General features: G+C 61.4%; 21 protein-coding genes. 9 read left to right on the top strand and 12 right to left on the bottom strand.

Going from position 1 to position 19,092, the window contains the following annotated elements; genetic code table 11:
* Window positions 1–108 precede the first annotated feature (108 nt).
* The 3 genes from NAT23_RS14760 (at window position 109) to NAT23_RS08190 (ending at window position 2,508) form a co-directional block, all read left to right on the top strand.
* Complete coding sequence (locus NAT23_RS14760; protein WP_286009984.1) at window positions 109–951, top strand: M23 family metallopeptidase; 843 nt, start codon at window positions 109–111, stop codon at window positions 949–951.
* A gap of 3 nt (window positions 952–954) precedes the next feature.
* The gene (locus NAT23_RS08195; protein WP_251927264.1) at window positions 955–1,788 is read left to right on the top strand and encodes a helix-turn-helix transcriptional regulator; all 834 of its coding nucleotides are present in this window, start codon (window positions 955–957) and stop codon (window positions 1,786–1,788) included.
* Between the two features lie 126 nt (window positions 1,789–1,914).
* Complete coding sequence (locus NAT23_RS08190) at window positions 1,915–2,508, top strand: LysE family translocator (RefSeq protein ID WP_251927261.1); 594 nt, start codon at window positions 1,915–1,917, stop codon at window positions 2,506–2,508.
* 54 nt (window positions 2,509–2,562) lie between these two features.
* Here NAT23_RS08190 and NAT23_RS08185 read toward each other — a convergent pair whose 3' ends face one another.
* The 3 genes from NAT23_RS08185 to NAT23_RS08175 all read right to left on the bottom strand — a co-directional run bounded on the left by NAT23_RS08185 (window position 2,563) and on the right by NAT23_RS08175 (window position 4,718).
* Complete coding sequence (locus NAT23_RS08185) at window positions 2,563–3,015, bottom strand: universal stress protein (RefSeq protein ID WP_251927259.1); 453 nt, start codon at window positions 3,013–3,015, stop codon at window positions 2,563–2,565.
* A 97-nt stretch (window positions 3,016–3,112) separates the two neighbouring features.
* Window positions 3,113–3,631 carry a carboxypeptidase-like regulatory domain-containing protein gene (locus NAT23_RS08180; protein WP_251927256.1) on the bottom strand — a complete coding sequence of 173 codons (519 nt, stop codon included), beginning with the start codon at window positions 3,629–3,631 and terminating at the stop codon, window positions 3,113–3,115.
* 79 nt (window positions 3,632–3,710) lie between these two features.
* Complete coding sequence (locus tag NAT23_RS08175) at window positions 3,711–4,718, bottom strand: DNA topoisomerase IB (protein ID WP_251927253.1); 1,008 nt, start codon at window positions 4,716–4,718, stop codon at window positions 3,711–3,713.
* Between the two features lie 220 nt (window positions 4,719–4,938).
* Between NAT23_RS08175 and NAT23_RS08170 the strand changes: the two genes are divergently transcribed.
* From NAT23_RS08170 to NAT23_RS08160, 3 genes are read left to right on the top strand one after another with little or no spacing between them, the layout of a single operon-like run.
* The gene (locus tag NAT23_RS08170) at window positions 4,939–6,051 is read left to right on the top strand and encodes a hypothetical protein (RefSeq protein WP_251927250.1); all 1,113 of its coding nucleotides are present in this window, start codon (window positions 4,939–4,941) and stop codon (window positions 6,049–6,051) included.
* A gap of 8 nt (window positions 6,052–6,059) precedes the next feature.
* On the top strand, window positions 6,060–6,485 hold the full coding sequence (locus NAT23_RS08165) for a hypothetical protein (protein ID WP_251927248.1): 426 nt from the start codon (window positions 6,060–6,062) through the stop codon (window positions 6,483–6,485).
* Complete coding sequence (locus NAT23_RS08160; protein WP_251927245.1) at window positions 6,482–8,041, top strand: sensor domain-containing diguanylate cyclase; 1,560 nt, start codon at window positions 6,482–6,484, stop codon at window positions 8,039–8,041. The genes NAT23_RS08165 and NAT23_RS08160 overlap by 4 nt, the downstream gene beginning before the upstream one ends.
* 49 nt (window positions 8,042–8,090) lie before the next feature.
* Here NAT23_RS08160 and NAT23_RS08155 read toward each other — a convergent pair whose 3' ends face one another.
* The 8 genes from NAT23_RS08155 to NAT23_RS08120 all read right to left on the bottom strand — a co-directional run bounded on the left by NAT23_RS08155 (window position 8,091) and on the right by NAT23_RS08120 (window position 15,020).
* A complete protein-coding gene (locus tag NAT23_RS08155; RefSeq protein WP_251927234.1) occupies window positions 8,091–8,432 on the bottom strand; it encodes an AzlD domain-containing protein in 342 nt (113 codons plus the stop codon).
* Window positions 8,429–9,130, bottom strand: a complete 702-nt coding sequence (locus tag NAT23_RS08150) for an AzlC family ABC transporter permease (RefSeq protein WP_251927231.1) — start codon at window positions 9,128–9,130, stop codon at window positions 8,429–8,431. Before NAT23_RS08150 ends, NAT23_RS08155 begins: the two co-directional genes overlap by 4 nt.
* Entirely contained in the window at window positions 9,127–9,651 is a 525-nt protein-coding gene (locus NAT23_RS08145; RefSeq protein WP_251927229.1) for a helix-turn-helix domain-containing protein, read from the bottom strand. The genes NAT23_RS08150 and NAT23_RS08145 overlap by 4 nt, the downstream gene beginning before the upstream one ends.
* A 220-nt stretch (window positions 9,652–9,871) precedes the next feature.
* The gene (locus NAT23_RS08140; RefSeq protein WP_251927226.1) at window positions 9,872–10,153 is read right to left on the bottom strand and encodes a hypothetical protein; all 282 of its coding nucleotides are present in this window, start codon (window positions 10,151–10,153) and stop codon (window positions 9,872–9,874) included.
* A gap of 205 nt (window positions 10,154–10,358) precedes the next feature.
* Entirely contained in the window at window positions 10,359–12,953 is a 2,595-nt protein-coding gene (locus tag NAT23_RS08135; RefSeq protein ID WP_251927223.1) for a TRAP transporter permease, read from the bottom strand.
* 102 nt (window positions 12,954–13,055) lie between these two features.
* Window positions 13,056–14,039: a TAXI family TRAP transporter solute-binding subunit gene (locus NAT23_RS08130; RefSeq protein WP_433962198.1), complete on the bottom strand. Its 984-nt coding sequence runs from the start codon at window positions 14,037–14,039 to the stop codon at window positions 13,056–13,058.
* Between the two features lie 231 nt (window positions 14,040–14,270).
* The gene (locus tag NAT23_RS08125) at window positions 14,271–14,444 is read right to left on the bottom strand and encodes a hypothetical protein (protein ID WP_251927220.1); all 174 of its coding nucleotides are present in this window, start codon (window positions 14,442–14,444) and stop codon (window positions 14,271–14,273) included.
* A gap of 396 nt (window positions 14,445–14,840) precedes the next feature.
* Window positions 14,841–15,020: a hypothetical protein gene (locus NAT23_RS08120; protein WP_251927215.1), complete on the bottom strand. Its 180-nt coding sequence runs from the start codon at window positions 15,018–15,020 to the stop codon at window positions 14,841–14,843.
* A gap of 127 nt (window positions 15,021–15,147) precedes the next feature.
* On the opposite strand from NAT23_RS08120, the gene NAT23_RS08115 reads away from it, so the two are divergent.
* Window positions 15,148–15,726 (top strand): DNA-3-methyladenine glycosylase I, encoded by a 579-nt coding sequence (locus tag NAT23_RS08115; protein ID WP_251927213.1) that lies wholly within the window; start codon window positions 15,148–15,150, stop codon window positions 15,724–15,726.
* 128 nt (window positions 15,727–15,854) lie between these two features.
* Here NAT23_RS08115 and NAT23_RS08110 read toward each other — a convergent pair whose 3' ends face one another.
* Window positions 15,855–16,469 carry a cyclodeaminase/cyclohydrolase family protein gene (locus NAT23_RS08110; RefSeq protein ID WP_251927210.1) on the bottom strand — a complete coding sequence of 205 codons (615 nt, stop codon included), beginning with the start codon at window positions 16,467–16,469 and terminating at the stop codon, window positions 15,855–15,857.
* A gap of 307 nt (window positions 16,470–16,776) precedes the next feature.
* On the opposite strand from NAT23_RS08110, the gene NAT23_RS08105 reads away from it, so the two are divergent.
* Entirely contained in the window at window positions 16,777–17,742 is a 966-nt protein-coding gene (locus NAT23_RS08105; protein WP_251927207.1) for an alpha/beta hydrolase, read from the top strand.
* Between the two features lie 149 nt (window positions 17,743–17,891).
* Window positions 17,892–18,914 (top strand): alpha/beta fold hydrolase, encoded by a 1,023-nt coding sequence (locus tag NAT23_RS08100; protein WP_251927204.1) that lies wholly within the window; start codon window positions 17,892–17,894, stop codon window positions 18,912–18,914.
* The last annotated feature ends 178 nt before the right edge of the window (window positions 18,915–19,092 follow it).

The raw sequence follows: 19,092 nt of genomic DNA, 5'->3' as shown, positions 1-19,092 counted from the left end.
GAGGCGAGAAGACGCGCGCTGCGCGACGCCTCGGCGGTTGGCGAGGATTATAACGCGCTCGCCACGTTTAACAGCAGTTTTTGTAACAAGACCATGAGGATAAGATACATGACCCTATCACGCCGGCCTTTGCTGATCGTAGCGCTCTTGGCACTTACCGCGCTGGTGTTTGGGCGCGTGCCCTCGGTGGCCGCCGCCGACATCGTCTTTCCAGAGGCCGTGCCGCAAGGGGCGATGGTGATCGGCAAGGTGCCCCCCGAAAGCCGTGTGCGCATTGCCGGGCGCCAGGTGCACGTGACCGATTACGGCACGGTGGTGTTCGGCGTGGGCCGCGACGCATCCGCACCCGAGCAGATCGAGATCACACGGCCCGATGGCACGGTAACGCACGCAAGCGTCGGGGTGACGCCGCGAGACTGGCCGATTTCAAGGGTTGATGGCGTGCCTTCAAAGACCGTGTCGCCGCCGAAAAAACTTGCCGAGCGAATTGCCCGCGAGCAGCAGCGCGTCAGTGCAGCGCGCACGCGAAACGACGACCGTATCGGCTTTACCGAACGGTTTATTCAGCCGGTCGAGGGGCGCATCAGTGGGCGATTCGGGCGTCAGCGCATCTATAATGGTACCCCCGGGGCACCGCATTCAGGCATGGACATTGCCGCGCCCGAGGGGGCGCCGATCAAGGCCCCGGCCAGTGGCGTCATTACCTTCGCCGACCCCAATCTCTATCTGACCGGCGGCACCGTGCTGCTCGATCACGGCTTCGGCATCAGTTCCAACTTCCTGCATCTGTCCCGGTTGAACGTCGCTGTCGGCGATCACGTCAAGCAGGGCCAGATCATCGGCCGGGTCGGCTCGACCGGCCGCGCCACGGGCCCGCACCTGCACTGGGGCATGAGCTGGTTCTCGACCCGCATCGACCCACAGTTGGTGTTGGAACGGCGAGGGCAGTGACGCATGACTGAGGCGCGCGTTCGAAATCGCCTGCACGCCATCGAGGGCCTGCCAGGCATCGAGCTGCTGGCGGCGGATTTCAGCGGCGAGCCCTTCGGCCGGCACAGCCACGATGCCTTCGCGCTCGGTGCCATCCATGCAGGCGTGGGCGGCTACCACTGCCGCGGGGCGCGCCACGCCCTGGCGCGGCAGACGCTGTCGCTGATGAACCCGGACGAGCCCCACAACGGCTACGCCCTGAGCAAGCGGCTGCGTTACACCATGCTTTACGTCTCGGAAACCGCACTCGGTGAGCAGCTCGGTCACCGCGGTATGACCGGCTTTCGGGCGTTGAATGCCTGCGACCCGGGTGGTCAGATCGAGCGCGGCCTTACCCGGCTTCTGACCCGCGTCTGCCACGCTGGCCATTCGGGCTGGCAGTTAGCGTTCCAGGCCGAGCTGATCGATGTGTTGAGCCAGGCCTTTGTCGTACATGGCGGTGCGCGGTTGCCTTCGTCGATGCGAGATGTCACGACTGCCCAGCGCGTGCGTGCTCACCTCCAGGATGAGGCCCGGCGACTCGTGGACGGCGAACCGGTGACGGTGTCACTCTCACGCCTTGCCGAACGCTTTGATATGCACCCCAACGCGCTGCTTCGCACGTTCCGCCGCGAGTACGGCCTGACGCCCTACGCCTATTGGCTTCAGCGTCGCATCGAACATTCCCGGTCGTTACTGGGCGGGCGCGTGTCCGCAGCCGATGTGGCGGTGCGGCTTGGCTTCCACGATCAACCGCACTTCATTCGAACCTTTCGCCACGTGCTCGGCGTCACTCCGGGCCAATACATCAGGCATTGAGCGCCTCGCGCTCGAACGCCAACGCCACGACCTGTTCATTTCCCGATTCGGTTTATTTCCTACAATCCAGGCGCGGTGCGCTCAGGCGATCCTTGGTACGTCTTGATCGAACAGGGGAGCGCGATAATGACTCAGGGATGGAGCGAGGTGGTGGGTATGGCGTTCGTGGCGTCAGGGGCCCCGGGGCCTGTGAATCTGGTGGCGGCCATGGCCGGCAGTCGTGTGGGGTGGCGTGCGGTGGCCGGGTACGCCCTCGGCGCGGCGAGCGGGTTTGTCGCGCTTCTATGGGCGGCGTATCTGGGGCTGTCGGCCCTGGTGCTTCACTGGCCGTGGATTCAGACGATGATGATGGGCGCTGCCTGTGTCTACGTGCTCTGGCTTGCCCTTCAGCTTCTACGGGCCGACCCGCGCTCGGGGGCGGCTGACGCTCATGCCCCCTCTCTGCGCGAGGGCGCCCTCACCCAATGGCTCAACCCCAAGGCGTGGGCGGTGGCGCTGTCACTGGTGGCACTGTTCTCGACCCCCGAAGGCACTGAGGGCCTTTCGATGCTGTCACTGAGCGGAATTTACTTGGTGGTCTGTCTGAGCTGTGTACTGCTTTGGGCGCGGCTTGGCAGCGCTTTGATGTCACATCCGAGATGGGCGGGCTGGTTCAATCGACTCATGGCAATCGCGCTGATGCTGATGCTTTTTTGGCTGCTGCGGGAGGCGTTTAAATGAGACGGTGCGGGCGCACCGTCGGACATGATGCGCCCGCATCCGGGTATATAACGTTCAGTGGTTGGTGTCGGGCAGGTGGACGGTGATGACCGAGCACGGGGCAAGGTGGCTAACCTTATGTGAGACGCTTCCGATCATCAGCCCTTTGAGATCCGAGAGCCCGCGGCTTCCCATCACGATGGCATCGACCTTGCGCTCGCGTGCCTCGTCGAGAATAGCGGCCACCGGCGGCCCATTACGCATGATCGCGTGAACCTGACGATCACCCAGCTTGGCTTTTTGAAGGCTTTCGCGAATCACTTCGTCGGCCTGGGCCTTGGCCTTTTCCGTGCTGTAATCCAGTGGGGCTGCACCAACACCTGCACCCAGAGTATCGTTGGCAAGCGGTGGTTCTGGAATGTTGAGCACGAACAGCTCGGTGTCGTCATCCAGCATCTGAGAGGCGATGATCAATGCTTGAACGGCGTGTTCTGAGCCGTCGAGCGGAACCAAAAGAGATCGATACATGTCATCCTCCTTGCACTGAACAGGCGGTAGGATTTCCGCCCATTCAGTGTAAAACAAAATGCGGATGCGCGGCGCACGGTGCGGTAGTCTGCCGCGGTCAGCGCGTCAGCTTCACCGTCTTGGTTTGCCCGACGCCGAGGCGCACCTGCTTGAGGATGTACGGGCTCATGCTGCCATCGGGCAGACGCACCACGCCGCCGACATAGAACACACCGGAGGGTAGGCCGGTGAATGTGAAGTGGCCCTCACTGTCGGTGGTGGCGGTGTGGGTATAGGCCCGTGCCCGAGGGTCTGCCGGCTCGATGCGCTTGCCGGCAAGGGCTGCGTCGGCGGCCTCGGCTGAATACCGCGTGGCCGGGGCCAGCGAGACGCGCTGGTCGCGCCCGATGACCTTGAGACCCTCGTTTTGGTAGAAAAGTTGCCCCTTGAGTGTGGCGGTACCGCTCTTCTCGAGCTGGGCGTACTCCTCGGGCGAGAAGGCGACGGTTCGCTTGACCTGATTGGCGCTGCTTCCGGCTGCCTGGTCATCGCCATCCGGCAGGATGCCGCTTTCGGAAAGCGTCTGACAGCCGGTCAGAATCAACGCGAGCAACGACGTCGCAATCAACGCACGCATGGGCAGGGCTCCTTGGTCAAAAATGAAAATCAGTGGCTCATGATGCCTTGGCCGGTGACGCGTTTCCACCGGCCAAGGCTCAGGGGGTGCTGGTCTCGCGTGTGACCCGGCTTTTGAGCATTTCGAGCACGGCGCGCTCATCGGGGCCGGTCAGGGCGTCCTGCTCGAGCTCGACGTCGACCAACTGTCTGAAATGGCTGAGCGTGCGTCCGTCGAGGTAGCTTTCGAGAATGCGTGGATCGATGTAGCTTGCCCGCGCGATGCTTGGCGTATTGCCGAGGCGCTCGGCCACCCGCTTGACCGCTTCCACCACGTTTTTCTGACTGGCATTTTCATTATCCCCGATGCCCAGCTCATCCAGCGCCAGCGCCGCAAGTGATGTGCCTGCCCAGGTTCTGAAGTCCTTGGCGCTGAATTCATCGCCCATCACATCGTGGATGTAGTCATTAAGGTCCTGGCTGTCGACGCGAACCTTCTGACTGTCATCGTCGTAGTACTTGAAGATCTCATAGCCTGGAATGTCATCGAGCTCACTGACCACCTGCGAGAGCCGCTCATCCTCGACCACGCGGTGCTGCTGCTGGCCGCTTTTGCCCTTGTAATCGAAGATTAGCTCGTCGCCTTCGATGGTCAGGTGCTTCGAGCGCATGGTGGTCAGGCCATAGCTCTGGTTTTCATCGCGATAGCGTTCGCTGCCGGGGCGAAAGTAGGCGGCGTCGATCAGGCGGACCATACAGGCAAGCACCTTTTCCCGCGGCATGCCCTCAAGGATCAGGTGCTGCCCGGTCGTGCGGCGCATGGGCTCGAGCCGCTCGGCAAAGCGAATCATGCGGTCGAACTTGTGCGCCTCTTGCTGCTCGCGCCATTCGGGGTTGTAGACGTACTGCTTGCGGCCTGCGCTGTCGCGCCCGGAGGCCAACACCTTGGCGTGCTCGTCGAGGGTGATTTCGACCTCTTTCCAGGCGGGGGGAATGGCGAGCCGCTTGATCCATCCACGCCATTTCGTGTCGGTGAAGGTCTTGCCTTGTGCGGTTTTGTAGGTGAAGCCGCGTCCATGCGGCTGACGATAGACCGTGTTCGGTGCCACGTGATGCTCCTTATCTCAGTGCTTTCTCAAGCGTAGACGCTCGCCGTGAAAGCGCTCATTGACCGCTCGATATCAAGAACCCGGCGCCCGGGCCGACATTTCAAACGTACAGGTGTGATTTTGGTCAGTGCCTGTCTTATTCCAAAAAACGGGCAATGCTATGCGATCGTATGTGATCCTCGTGGTGTCGAGTCTGTTATGGGCAGTGTCAGCAGGGGCGATGGCTCATGGCTTGATCGCCGAAGACCACGTGCGCGTGCGCGGGTTTGCAACCGTCGCCGCGCTTCACAGCGTCGGTGGCAAGGGCGATCTGGTGCGAAACGTCGATCAGCCCAAAGGGGGGGATAACCCCGTAAGCGTTCGCGCCGATAGTCTTCTCGGTCTTCAGCTCGACTACGAACTGACAGATGATTTCAATGCCACGGTGCAGGGGCTAAGCCGCTACCACAGCAGCGGTGATTTCAGCCCCGAGGTCATGCTTGCGTTCTTGAAGTACACGCCGCGCCATGAGCTGAATATCCGTCTGGGCCGGATTGGCTGGGACGCCTACGCCTTTTCCGAAACCCGCTTCGTCGGCTACAGCTACCCCTGGATTCGACCGCCCGTCGAGGTCTTTGGTCTGCTGCAACTGCCCTTTATCGAAGGGGCGGATGTGACCTACCGACACCCGGTCGGGCGCGGTGTGCTGAGCGCAACCGCGTTCGCGGGCCGAAGCGGCAGTGAAAAGCTCTACTTCACCGACGATACCTCGGCGCGCATCGAGCGCGGGCGTGCCGGCGGTGGCCATCTGGATTACCGCACACAGGACTGGTTCATGCGTTTGGGCTATACCCGGCTTCGCATGGACCCCGATTATCACTACAGCAACCCCAATAAATTCTCGCTCCAGGAGCTGCGTGCGTTTTCGCAGCAAGGCGTCGATTTTTCTGACCTGTACGGCATTTCCGATATCGAATTTGTCTCACTGGCGCTCGACTGGACGCCAGCGCGCTGGCAGATCAATGCGATGGTCAACCGAACCAGTCTTGCCGGTAAGGGCGGTCACATCGACAGCGGCCTGGTCTCGGCCGGCTATCGCATCGAGCGGTTCATGCCCTATGTGGTGGTCTCCTACATCGACGCCAACCCGGAGCAGGATCTTAGTGGCAATAATTTCTGGCAGCGCACGATCGGTGTCGGTACGCGCTTTGATGTCGCGACCAACGCCGCGCTCAAACTGCAGGTCGATCACGTGACGGTCGATGGGGCCGCGCCGTTCTGGCGAGGGCGCGGTGACGATTACAGCCGACAGGAACGCGTCATGCTCGGCCTTGGACTGGACATTGTGTTCTAGGAGCGCTCATGAGGTGGTTACGCACGCTGTTGATTGCCCTGTTATTGACGCTCACGCCCGCGCTTGCAAGCGCGAATCTGGTGGTGGTGGTCAGTGCCGACAGCCAGGTTCAGTCGTTGAGCTACGACGACGTGGTCAACATCTTCATGGGTCGGCTATCCACCCTGCCGGGCGGGGAGCCGGTCGTGCCGGTGGATTACATGCCGCTTCGAGCGTCTTTCTACAAGGCGCTGGTCAACCGCGAGCTTGCCGACATCAACGCCTGGTGGGCGCGCCTGGTGTTTTCAGGGCGTGGCTCGCCGCCACGCAAGAGCGAGGGCTTTGATGAAACGATCGAGCTGATCTCCCACAATCCGGGCGTGCTCGGGTATCTGGACAAGAGCAGTGTCGATCCGCGTGTTCGCGTGGTGTATGAGTTTGGAGGCCGCTCATGACGCCGCTTCGGACACTGCTTCGGGTGCTGCGTACACGCATTACCGCCCGGGCGACCATTACCGTGGTCGGCGTGGTTGGCGTGCTGGGCGTGCTCTTTCTTGGCGCAGCGCTTGGCATACAAAGCCGGGATGAGGCGAAGCGCCAGGGGCAGCGCCTTGAAGAGCTGATGTCGACCGTCGAGCGCGCCACCCAGATTGCCTGTTTCATCAACGATACCCAGCTTGCCCAGGAAGTTGTGGAAGGGCTTCTTGGAAACCGCATCGTCAGGGACGTGCGTATTATTGCCTCGGACACCACGGTGCTCGCCGCCGGGGGGGCCGGAGGGCAGGGGGGCGATACGGCGGTAAGTCGCGATATAAAATCGCCCTTCGACGCATCCAAGTCGATCTGTCGTATTTTCATGGTGCCCGACCAGACCCAGATCGACCATCTGGTCGCCGATGCGTCCCGGTTTCTGAGTGCTGCGCTGGTGCTGCAGCTGTTGGGCATCGGCCTCTGCGTGATTCTGGTGACGGTCAAGTTCGTGACCCGCCCGATCGCAGGGTTGTCTCGAAAGCTTGGTGAGCTCGAGGCCGAAACCGGTCAGAAGCTGGATGTGCCCCGAGGCAACCACCACGACGAGATCGGGCGACTCGTGCTCAGCGTCAACGCCATGATCGATCGGTTGATGCAAAGCCTCACCGAAGAGCGCCGCCTTCGACAGCTTCACGCCATGGAAGAGCGTCGCTACAGCCTGTTGTTCGATAACGTCGAGGCCGGCATTTTCGAGATTGACCATCAGGGGCGGCTGGTGTCGGCCAACGCCGCCTTTCAACGTCTTTTTGAACTTGAAAGCATCGACCGGGGCCAGCAGGTACCGATGCTTTCCGAGCGCGTTCGGGGGCTGGCGGTTCCAGTACCTATGAACTCGAACCCGCGAACCCAGCTTGAACTGCACCTATCTGCTCGGGGCGCGGATGAGCGCTGGGTCGCGATCAGTCTCAGCTGGCTCAAGGAGGATCACCTGCAAGGGGTGGTGCACGACATCACCGCGCGAAAACGCGCCGCCGAGCAGGCCGAGGAACTGGCCACCACCGACCCTCTCACCGGATACGGCAACCGGCTTGGCTTTGAGCGTGAGTTAAGCGCTGCAAGTGACAGTGGCTCGGAACGGGCAATCCTGTTGGTCGATTTCGACCACTTTAAACAGATCAACGACACCTACGGCCATCACGTTGGCGATGAGGCGCTGATCGAGATGGCCAGACGCCTTCATCGATTGCTGGGTGCCGGAGATTATCTGGCACGGCTTGGTGGCGATGAGTTCGTGATGCTGCTTTCAAGCCGCACCCACCGCGACGCGCTGGATGCCATGCTGGTCTCGCTGCGCAAGGCGTGTGAAACACCGGTGCTCACGATCGAAAACACCCACGTCTACATGGGGGTCAGTGTCGGCATTGCCGTACTTGGCCGCGACGCTTGTGAGGGCAGCCGGGCGCTCCAGCTTGCGGACAAGGCGATGTACGCCGCCAAACGCGCGGGCCGAAACACCTGGCGCTACTATGACGACACCTGACCCACGGTGTGATGAATCCTGAACGAAACCCGACCCGGTGCCCGGCGGGTCAGCCCATCATCAGAACATGGGTGAGTGCGAACGCGGCCACGCCTGCCATGATGGGCCAGCCCAGCCCGCGCACCCAGGCCCAGCACATGAGGGTGGCGGCAAGCCCCAGGGCGGTCGGCACCAGGTGCGCGGCGTCGAGGGAGGCGGGCACCAATGACGTGCCAAGAAGCCCCGCGATCAACAGTGGCCCCAGCCGCACCAGCCAAATCGGCGGCGTGGCGCCCGCCGGGTCGGCGCTTGAGTCGCGGCGTCGCTGCATCCACAGAAGCGGCAACGCGCGCATGGCCCAGGTGCCGAGCGCCGTGACCACGATGGCGCCCAGAAGCGTCGATGTCATCATGCCGCCCCCTTCCAATCACACAAAATGAACATCGCTGCCCCGACCAACGCCGCCAGTACGATGCCGGCGTTGGGCCAGCCCATGAGTGCAAACACGGCGCCGGCCACGACACTTGCGACCACCGCCAGACGCCAGGCGGTGCTCTGCATGCGCGGCAGCAGAAGCGTTACGAACAGTGCCGGCAGTGCAAAGGGCAGAATCTCCCCGATCATGGGCAGCTTCTGAGTCAGCCAGTGGCCGCCGAGAGCACCGATCAGCGTGCCGCTGACCCAGCTTGCCCACGCCGTGATCAATGCACCCGCAAGCCAGCCAAGGCGATCGGCCGGGGGGTGTTGCCCGAGTCGGGCGCTTGCCAGTGCAAAGGCCTCATCGGTCAAAAGGTGTCCCAGTCCGATCAGCCAGGGGCTTTTCGGCAGGTAATGGGCAATGGCCGGGCCATAGACCAGGTGGCGCAGATTGACCGACAGCGCCAGCAAGGCAGCGAACCAAGGCGATGCACCGCTGCCGATCAAGCCGATCATCAAAAACTGCGCGGCGCCCGAGTACACCAGTACCGAGATTGTGGCGGCAAGCCAGGGCGAGAGCCCCGCCTGGCCTGCAATCACGCCAAAGGCGATCGCGACCGGAACATAGCCTGCAACGATCGGTGTGGCCTGCATCAGCCCACGCGTGAGTGGATGAGAGGTGGGCGCTGTCATGTCGAAGCCCTTGGTACGTAGTGGATCTCGACCAGCGCCTCGCTTTCGACCCGCGCTCGATAGTGATGGGCTTGACCGGCATCGAAGGCGTGAGTGCCACCGGCCGCAAGCGAGACCGGTGCGTTAAGCGGCCCGGTTACCAGTGCACCATTGATCACAGTGACCCGCTCTCGCGTGCCCGCCGGGTGCGGTTCGGACGTTCGGATGGCGCCGGCTGGCAGGCGCATCAGATAAAGATCCATCGGGGCATCGGTGGTGTTCTGAGCGATCAGTTGCACTTCGATACCCTGCTCGATCAGTGTTCCGATTACAGGCGCCACCAGCGTGCCGAACGGCAGGTCCAGTGCGCGCGCAAGCCGCCAGAGCGTATCAAGCGTTGGGTTGGCCTGGCCGCGCTCGATGCGCGATAGATTGGACTTGGCAAGACCGGCAGCCTCTGCAAGCCCCGACAACGAATACCCCTTTTTGCCTCGAAGCTCACTCAACCAGGCGCCGAGGGCGACTGTGTCGGTTGTGTTCATTCAGTCTGTTCCATATATGGGACGAACGCGGCAGTGTTCGTTATATGGAACGATCTGTCAATGGTGGATGCTGACCGCACGACTTCGGTACGGACAAAAAAAAGCCTCGGAAGATCCGGGGCGTTCTGCGGGCAGCTGTGGTGCTCATCAATCGAGCGCAGGCTTGCCAATCGATGGAAAACTTATCGACCGATAAAGAACCTCTCAGTCGATCAAGAGCTTACCAATCGGCGCGATGACCGACGTTCGGAACGTCGCTGCCTTGACCGTCAAAGTGGGTCTTCTGGACGTGGGCATTCATGTAGCTGCGGGCCTGCGCCATGCTGACACTGCCGCCGTGGGAATCCACTGGCTGGGCGATATGCGTGACCGTACTGGTAGGTGCAGCCAGCGGTTCGCTGTAAATGTCCTTGGAAGTCTCGGTCAAAACACTTGCATTGGCGGCCAGCGGAGCAAGGGCAACAGCGGCGGTCAGGGCGGCGAGAGTGTGACGTAGTTTCATGGGTGTCTCCTTCAGAGGCGGTGATCGTGTTCGTCTGAGGAGTAATTTACTTAGGTTGCTAACGTATTTCTAATTGGTGTTTAGCATGCTAATGATTAACGCAAGCTATAAGACCAAAGTATAATCCGGGGCGCTGCCTGTATAAAAAAAGCCGGGAGGCTGCGCGGTGAGCGCAGCTTCCCGGCCGTCACGAGGTTTCAAGCACTCAGGCTGCCGTTGGCTCCGAGGTCTTGCGCCTCCGGCCACGCTGAAGCAGCACGATCAAGGCGAGCACGATCATCGCCGGCGCCCATAGCCACTCCTTGGCGAAGCGGTCAGCCGGCAGTCGAACGGCGGTGATGGTCTGATCGAGATCGAAGCCCAGTTCCTTGGCCTCGCTCCCCCAGGTGACCATGTCCACCATGGTCTTGCCGTCAGCCTCATGCAGCATCAGGCCAAGGTTATCGAGCTTGTCCTGCGCGGTCTCCCCGTCCACCGGCGGTACCTCGACCACAAAGTGCGTGGCGTTGCCGTAGTCATCGAGCCCATCAATGGCGACACGCACGCTTTCTCCGGCATCGGCGCGCTCCAGCGCCTGGCCAAGCTGGGCCGGCGGCAGGTCGTTCCATGGCGAGACGATCATGTCCTGCCAGTAGCCCGGGCGGAACAGCGTGAACGCAACCAAAAGCAGCAGCACCGTTTCGTACCAGCGGCTCTTGGTCACGAACCAGCCTTGCGTGGCGGCGGCAAAGATCAGCATGGCAAGCGTTGCCACCACGAAGATCAAAATGCCGTGCCACAGATCGACGTTGATCAGCAAAAGGTCGGTGTTGAAGATGAACAGAAACGGCAGCGCCGCTGTGCGAAGGCTGTACCAGAAGGCCTGGAACCCGGTCTTGATCGGGTCTGCCCCCGATATGGCGGCGGCAGCGAAGGAGGCCAGCCCCACCGGCGGTGTTACATCGGCCATGATGCCGAAATAGAACACGAACAGGTGAACCGCGATCAGCGGGACCAAAAGCCCCTGTTGCTGACCGAGCTGCACGATAACCGGGGCCAGCAGCGCCGACACCACGATGTAGTTGGCGGTGGTTGGAAGGCCCATGCCGAGAATCAGGCTCAGCACGGCGGTCAGCAGAAGCATCAGCATCAGGCTGCCCATCGAGAGCTGTTCGACCAGGTCGGCCAGTACCAGTCCGACGCCGGTTTGCGAGACCGCCCCGACGATAATGCCGGCGGTGGCGGTCGCGATGCCGATACCGACCATGTTGCGTGCGCCGTCGATCATGCCCATCCAGACATCATGTACGCCGGCCCTGGCGGCCTGGCCGAGCTGGCCACGCCCACGGAACACGGCATCGATGGGGCGCTGGGTCACCATGATCAGAATCATCATGACAGTTGCCCAGAACGCGGACAGCCCCGGCGACAGGCGCTCGACCATCAGACACCACACCAGCACCACCACCGGCAGCAGGAAGTGAAGGCCGACCATCACGGTGGGCTTGGTCTGTGGCAGCTCGCTGATGTCGCTGTCGGGGTGGTCGTGCTCAAGTTCGGGATAGTTCGAACCAAGTTTTAAAAGCCCCACATAGACAAGCGCCAGGAGAATCGCGACGACCCAGGGCGTTGCGGAACCCAGCAGCGGCTTGAGCCAGCCAAGGCCGTAATAGACCGCGACCGAAAGCCCCATGATGCCGATGAGACCCGTCAGAAAACCGAGGATCTTCTGAACCCAGGGCTTGGGTGGATTGGCGCTTTTTAGCCCGCTCATGCCGGCTTTCATGGCTTCCAGATGGACGATATAGAGCAGGGCAATGTAGGAAATAACCGCCGGTAGAAACGCATGCTTGATAACGTCGACGTAGGGAATACCGACGTACTCGACCATCAAAAAGGCAGCCGCGCCCATGACCGGCGGCATGATCTGGCCGTTGACGGACGAGCCGACCTCGACCGCACCGGCCTTGACCGGACTGAAGCCGACCTTTTTCATCATCGGGATCGTGAAGGTGCCGGTGGTGACGGTGTTGGCGATTGAGGAGCCGGAAATCAGGCCGGTCAGCCCCGAGGCAACGACCGCCGCCTTCGCGGGGCCGCCGCGATAGTGGCCGAGCATCGAGAACGCGACCTTGATGAAGTAGTTGCCTGCGCCGGCCTTTTCGAGCAACGCGCCAAACAGTACGAACAGGAACACGAAGCTGGTTGAGACGCCGAGCGCGATGCCGAATACGCCCTGACTTGTAAGCCACTGGTGATTGATCAGTGCCTCGAAGCTGACGCCTCGGTGGGCCAGCATGCCCGGCATGTAGGGGCCTGCCAGTGAGTAGCCCAGAAACACCAGGGCAACGATCATCAGCGGTGGTCCGAGCGCGCGGCGCGTCCCCTCGAGCAGAAGCACAAGCCCCGCGATGCCCACCACGACGTCCTGAGTGATCGGGTTACCGGGGCGCGTTGCCAGTTGATCGTAGAAAATATAGAGATACATCGCCGCGAACGCGGCCACCAGCGCCATGGCCCAGTCCGGCAGCGGAACGCGATCCTTCGGCGAGCGCTTGAGCGCCGGATAGGAAAGAAACGCGAGCACAAGCGCAAACGCGAGGTGGATCGAACGGGCTTCGGTCGCGCCGAATACGCCAAAGCCAAGCATGTACGGCAAGGGCGAGGCAATCCAGAGCTGAAAGGCCGACCAGCAGAAGGCCAGCAGCAAAATCAGCCTCGATGGCCAGCCGGTAAGCTGGCGACCGCCAGTGTCTGCGCTGGCGGCCATCTGACGTGCGCGTTCGGCGGCGTCGTCTGAATGGGTATCAGAATGTGTCATGGGCGCTTTCCTTACTAGAACCGCACGGCGTGTGCCGGGCAGCAACGCAACGCCCCCGGCGGGCCGGGGGCGTCATGAGCGTACTCGAGTAGTGTTACCTGATCAGTCTTCGGTTGACCAACCCTTTTCCTGATAGTAGCGCTTGGCGCCCTCATGCAGCGGTGCGGAAAGCCCTTCGCTGATCATGGTTTTTTCGTCGAGGTTGGCAAAGGCCGGGTGCAGTTTCTTGAAGCGATCAAAGTTTTCAAACACGGCCTTGGTCGCGGCGTAAACGGTATCGGCATCGACCTTGGACGAGCTTACAAGCGTTGCGCCCACACCGAAGACCGTCACGTCCTCCGGGTTACCCTTGTACATGCCGCCGGGCACGGTATAGAAGCTGTAGTAAGGATGCTCTTCAACCAGTTTCTTGATGGTTGAATCGTCCATCGGCACCAGTTTGACATCGGTCGTGGTCGCTGCTTCCTGAATGGAGCCGTTCGGGTGACCGGCAACGAACAGGAAGGCATCGATGTTGTTGTCGGCAAGGGCGGAGGCCTGTTCGGCGCTGTCCAGCTCGGAGGCGAGGGCGAAATCGCCTCGTTTCCAGCCCTTGGCTTCCATGATCATGTCCATGGTGGCGCGGTTGCCCGACCCCGGGTTGCCGATGTTGACGCGTTTGCCTTTCAGGTCATCGAGGCTATCGATGCCGGAATCGGCGCGGGCGACCAGTGTCGCCGGCTCGCCATGCAGGGCGAATACGCTTCGTAGATCCTGATGGGCCTCACCCTTGAACTGGGCTTCGCCATTGTAGGCGTTGTATTGAACGTCGGACTGGGCCACGCCCATGTCCAGGTCGCCGTTTTCGATGCCGTTGACGTTGGCGACGGAAGCGCCGGTAGACGGCGCGTTACATTTGTAACCGCTGTCACCCTGGTTGACGAAACGACAGATCGACTGTCCGACCACGTAGTACACGCCGGTCTGGCCACCGGTACCGATGGTCATGAACTTGTCGGCGGCCTGGGCCGGTGCGGAAGTGAGCGCGAGCGTACCAAGCGCGAAGGTGGCCGCGGAGAACAGCGCCTTCATGGAGTGACGTTTCAACATGAGGATCCCTCAGGTAAGTAGCCCCGAACTGCATGTGCATCCGAACAGGTGGGTCGAACGCGGGGGCCGATTTGTGTTGGTGTTGTGTGAACCAACCTAATCTTATGCGCGCGTCATTGCAAAACGACCAATGCGTAACTTTAAGTTTTGATTAAGTAATTGGCTAAGTGATTCGCATGGCTAAAAAAAAGCCCGCGCCGGGCGAGCTTTTAAGGGGTGCGCCAGGGGTCAGCACATGTTGCTGTCGCTTTTAGTGTCGTCTCCACCGAACAGCTCGCTGAACCAGGAGCCGCCGCCGCTGCCCCCGCTGAACCAGCCTTCCCACCATTGATCGCCGCCGGCGTAGGCCGCGCTGCTTGTGGTCATGATGACTGCAAAACCCAGTGCGGTGATGATTTTCATGCGTTACATACTCTGTCTGATGATAGATGTAGTACTGCGCGCGCGTCGCAGTCTGTGTTAATTCAGTAACGCGATGCTGAATTAATTAACACTCTGTTTCTGTGCCGGATGAGGTGAATCTTCTAAAGGCGCATCAGATGTTTCAGGTCAGAGTAGGAGGGGGCAAAACGCGCTCCGAGACAGCGAGCACCGTCGCGGAGTGTGACTGCAAGGGCATCGGTACGTGTCGAAACAAGGAGCGCGGGGTAGATACACGGGGCGAGGCAGAGATAAAAGAGAAGGAAGGCGGAGAAGACTGAAGAGGTGCAAGAGGCGAAAGAGAAAGGCTGCCGAGTCGGACGGGCATAAAAAACGCCCGCGCAGGGCGGGCGTCAAAGGCAATTTACATCAAGGCGTTCAGCAGGAGTCACCACCATGACCCCATCCACCATGAACACCACGATCATGAGGGTGCTTATCGAACCCGAATCCCCAGCCTTGGCCGTGATCGTTGCCCCAGCCACCGCCTGCATAGGCAGCGCCGCCAGCCACGACCGCTATAGTAACCACCAGGGTAGAAACAAGTTTGATGAACATTGCTGTACGCTCTCTGTAAGTAAATGTCGCGTTAGGTAATCGACCGTTACATCATGCCGTGTCTCGCGGCGTGCCGCTGTGCCGAGCAGCGCATTTTTATACCGCCTTGCACTTCATGGAGCCCATCATGACGACTGACCCCTGCCCGCGTTGCCGTTGGCCCGGCACCGACCCGCAGATGATCGACTACCACGACACCGAGTGGGGAGTGCCGGTGTTCGACAGTCGGGCGCTGTGGGAAAAGCTGATGCTTGATGGCTTTCAGGCGGGCCTTTCCTGGCGGACCATTCTCCACAAGCGCGCCGCGTTTCAGGCGGCGTTCGAGGGGTTCGAGCCGAGGCGCGTGGCGGCGTTTACGGATGAAGATGTCGAGCGCCTGCTCGGCAATGCAGGCATTGTTCGCTCTCGGGTCAAGATCGAGGCGGTCATCCATAACGCCCGGGCGTATCTTGCGATGGAAGACAACGGCGAGCCGTTCGGCCCTTTTGTATGGCAGTTCGTTCAGGGCCAGCCGGTGCAGGCCGGGCAGACCCCGGTCCCGGCCGAGACCGAAACCTCACGCAGGCTCTCAAAGGCGCTCAAGGCGCGCGGTTTCAAGTTTGCAGGCCCCGTTATTGTCTACGCCTGGATGCAGGCGGTGGGCATGATCAACGATCATGTTCACGACTGCTTTCGCCTCCTCGAGGTCGCGGCGCTTTCCAAGTGACCTGCGAACCGTGCCTGTTCCTGTTCTTACGCTTTGTTCTTGCGCTTGTTCGTGAATCGGGCACCGAGAGCCTGTATCCGGCGCCGGCCCAGCGTCGACGCCGGGCCTGGGCCATGAGCGGAGCAGAGTCAGTCCGACGCAGCTGCCGTGATGGTTGCAAGCAACGCATCGGCGCGATGGGCCAAGCCATCACGAGCGTGCAGCGCCCGGTCACGTTCGATGTCGCTTCCGAGCTGCTCGGCATTGGCGCTCACGTTGAGCAGCACGCCGTGCAGCGCAGCGTGAATCAGCCGGGCACCGGCCACGGCGTCACTTAGAAACTGCGCCTCGATGTGATCGCTGGCCTGATGCGCCAGCGCCAGTGCCGCGTCACACAGTCGCGCGGTTTTCAATGGCACCTCGACGGCGTTTTTGGCCGCCTCGTGGAGGGCGTCCTGGCGCCCGGCATCGTTTTCGCCACCGCCCGCGGCGGCCATGAAGGCTTCAAAGGCGGCAATGTCCTCATCAGCCAATGGCGCGAGACGCGTCTTGAGCGACTCTCCTTCCTCGATCAGCGCCTGGCGCGTCGCGCTGGTGTCGTGCTGCTGGCTTAGATTAAGCCCCTTGAGCACCAGCGCCAGGCCCAGATCGGCGCTGACCACTGCCGTGGCGCCGCAGCCCGGCATCGGCGCCCGGGCCACAGTGTCGCGAAAATCGCTCAGTCGATGCTGCCAGAGATCGCCGCCCTGTTTTGTCATGGTCATGCCACTCCCAAGGATGGTGTGTTCTGCCCGGCCGGGCAGGCGCTTCAAGCATAGTGGTCATTGCGGTGACTCGTGTGTTATTCACCGGCGCGCTGGCGGTACATCACCCATGCCTTCATCCGCCGGGGCATGTCTGGTGAGTGCCAGTACCGGCCTATCCTGACTCGGTGGCTTTCGCCACCCCGAGGGTCGGCACTTTCCCAAGCCGTATCGGTTGATTGTCGAGTAGGGTGCGTAGGGCGTCTACGGCTATGCTGAATGCTTACGAGACTTATCCATTCATGATGTGAGATCGCAGGCTGATAGGATGCGTCTACTGGCTGTATGTTTTCTGATCAGCGTTATCGTTGCTCGAGTACTTTGGCCCATGAACCTAATGGCGGATGACACCGGATTGAACTTCGAGGCGCTGTCGCGTGATCGCATCAGTGCGTCCGAACTGCCTGACCTTGAGCATTACAAGGCGCGCGATGGTCGTTCCCTGGGGTATCGGTACTACCCGAGTGCCTCGCGGACCGTGCTGGTTCTTGTTCATGGGTCGGGCACCGAAAGCCGGTATCTGGCGCCGTTTGCCCGATCTATCGCGTCCTCCGGCAGAGCCGCCGTTTACACGCCGGACCTTCGAGGGCATGGCCCGGCGCCTTATCGTCGCGGTGATGTCGACTACATCGAACAGCCAGGCGATGACCTCCTGGATCTGATTGCTCATATTCGAGCACGCGACGAGCGCATCGAACGCGTGGTGCTGGGCGGCCATTCATCCGGCGCCGGGCTGGTGGTGCGCCTTGCTGAACGCCAGGACACGACGCCAGTCGACGGGTATCTATTGCTTGCGCCCTATCTAGGCCACGACGCGCCGACCACACGTAAAAATTCGGGAGGCTGGGCCAGGCCGAACCTTTTCAAGATACTGCCTCTGGTATTTCTCAACCGGTTCGGTATCACGGCCTTTAACAGTGCCCGAGTGCTCGAGTTCACCATGCCGGCGGCCTACCGTGACGGCTCGGAGACGCTGTCCTATTCCTTTCGCATGATGGCCGGACTCAACCCCACCGATTTCAAGGCGGGCCTCAAGGCGATGACGGTGCCCCTGTTGCTTCTTGTGGGCTCAAACGATGAGGCACTTTTTGCCGACCGGTTCGATGGCGTCATCAGGCCGCTGTCGCCGAACATGACTCTGGGCATCGTTGAAGGTGCCTCTCATCTGGGGATCGTTTCGGACGTGGACGCCGCGCGCGCCACACGCCAATGGCTTTTGAGACTTGCGCCTTGAGCCGGTACGCACGACACGTTCTTTCCGGCCGACCGACCGACCGCACGCCAGGTCCCGCGCCCCTGTAAGCTCGGCTTCAGCCCCGCCGTGGCTCGGGGGATGCCGCTGAACCACACTGAACGCTTCGTTCAACGCCTTGGAGGTTCGTCGTGTTCGCTTCCCGCTCTTCCCTTAAATGGGCTGGCCCTCTTGCCCTGACCGCGCTGTTCTCACCGATGACGCTTGCCGCCGATGAGTCGATTCCCGCTCGAAGCGGTGATCTATCTGAGTACGCCTACCCCTATCCGGCCAGGACGTTCGACTTCGAAAGTCAGCGCACGCCGGTCGAGATGGCCTATATGGACGTAAGCCCCGAATCGCCTTCCGGCAAGGTGGCGCTGCTGCTGCACGGCAAGAACTTCTGCGCAAGCTACTGGGCGCCCGTGATCGAGCACCTGACCGATCAGGTCTACCGTGTGATCGCCCCGGACCAGATCGGGTTTTGCAAGTCGAGCAAGCCCGAGGGCTATCAGTACAGCCTGGCGCAACTCGCCCACAACACCCATGCGCTGCTTGAAACGCTCGACGTCGATGATGTGACGCTGGTTGGCCACTCCATGGGCGGCATGCTCTCGATGCGCTACGCCCTGATGTACCCGGATACCCTCGAGCGCATGATCCTGATCAACCCGATCGGGCTTGAAGACTGGACGGCCAAGGGCGTGCCCTATCAGCCGCTCGATACGTGGTACGACTTCACCCAAAAGACCGACTTCGAGCGCATCAAGGCCTACCAGAAGAAAAACTACTTTGGCGGGCAGTGGAACGACGCGTTCGCGACCCAGGCGCGGTTGCAGGCCGGCATGTACAAGGGGCCGGATCGCGATTCGGTGGCCTGGGCCTCGGCAAAAACCTACGACATGCTGATGACCCAGCCGGTGGTGGATGAGCTGCCACGCATCGAGGTGCCGACCACGCTGATCATCGGTCAGGCCGATACCACCGCCGTCGGCAAGAACTTCGCCCCGGAGGCGGTTAAAAAGACGCTCGGTGACTATCCCACCCTCGGCCGGCAGGCCGCCGAGGCCATCCCTGATGCGACGCTGATTCCGCTCGAGGGGCTTGGCCACCTCCCGCAGACTCAGGCCCCCGAGACCTTCTACCCGGCCTTTGATCGGGCGTTGACCGAGTAACGCGTCGCGCACCCCAGGTGACGTGCTCTTTATCAGCCACTTATCAGCCACGCCCCTTGAGCCGGCGTGGCTGATGCACGATGACACCCCGGCAACGGGCCTTGAAAAATCGATCGATCATGACTCGCAATGAAACTATAGTTTCTTGTAGGATGTTAATGAAACAATCGTAACGAGG

Origin of the sequence: Larsenimonas salina, from assembly GCF_023736155.1 — a bacterium.
Taxonomy (GTDB): Bacteria; Pseudomonadota; Gammaproteobacteria; order Pseudomonadales; family Halomonadaceae; genus Larsenimonas; species Larsenimonas salina.
Note: the sequence above shows the minus strand (reverse complement) of the source record. Positions and strands in the feature narration are given on the sequence as shown.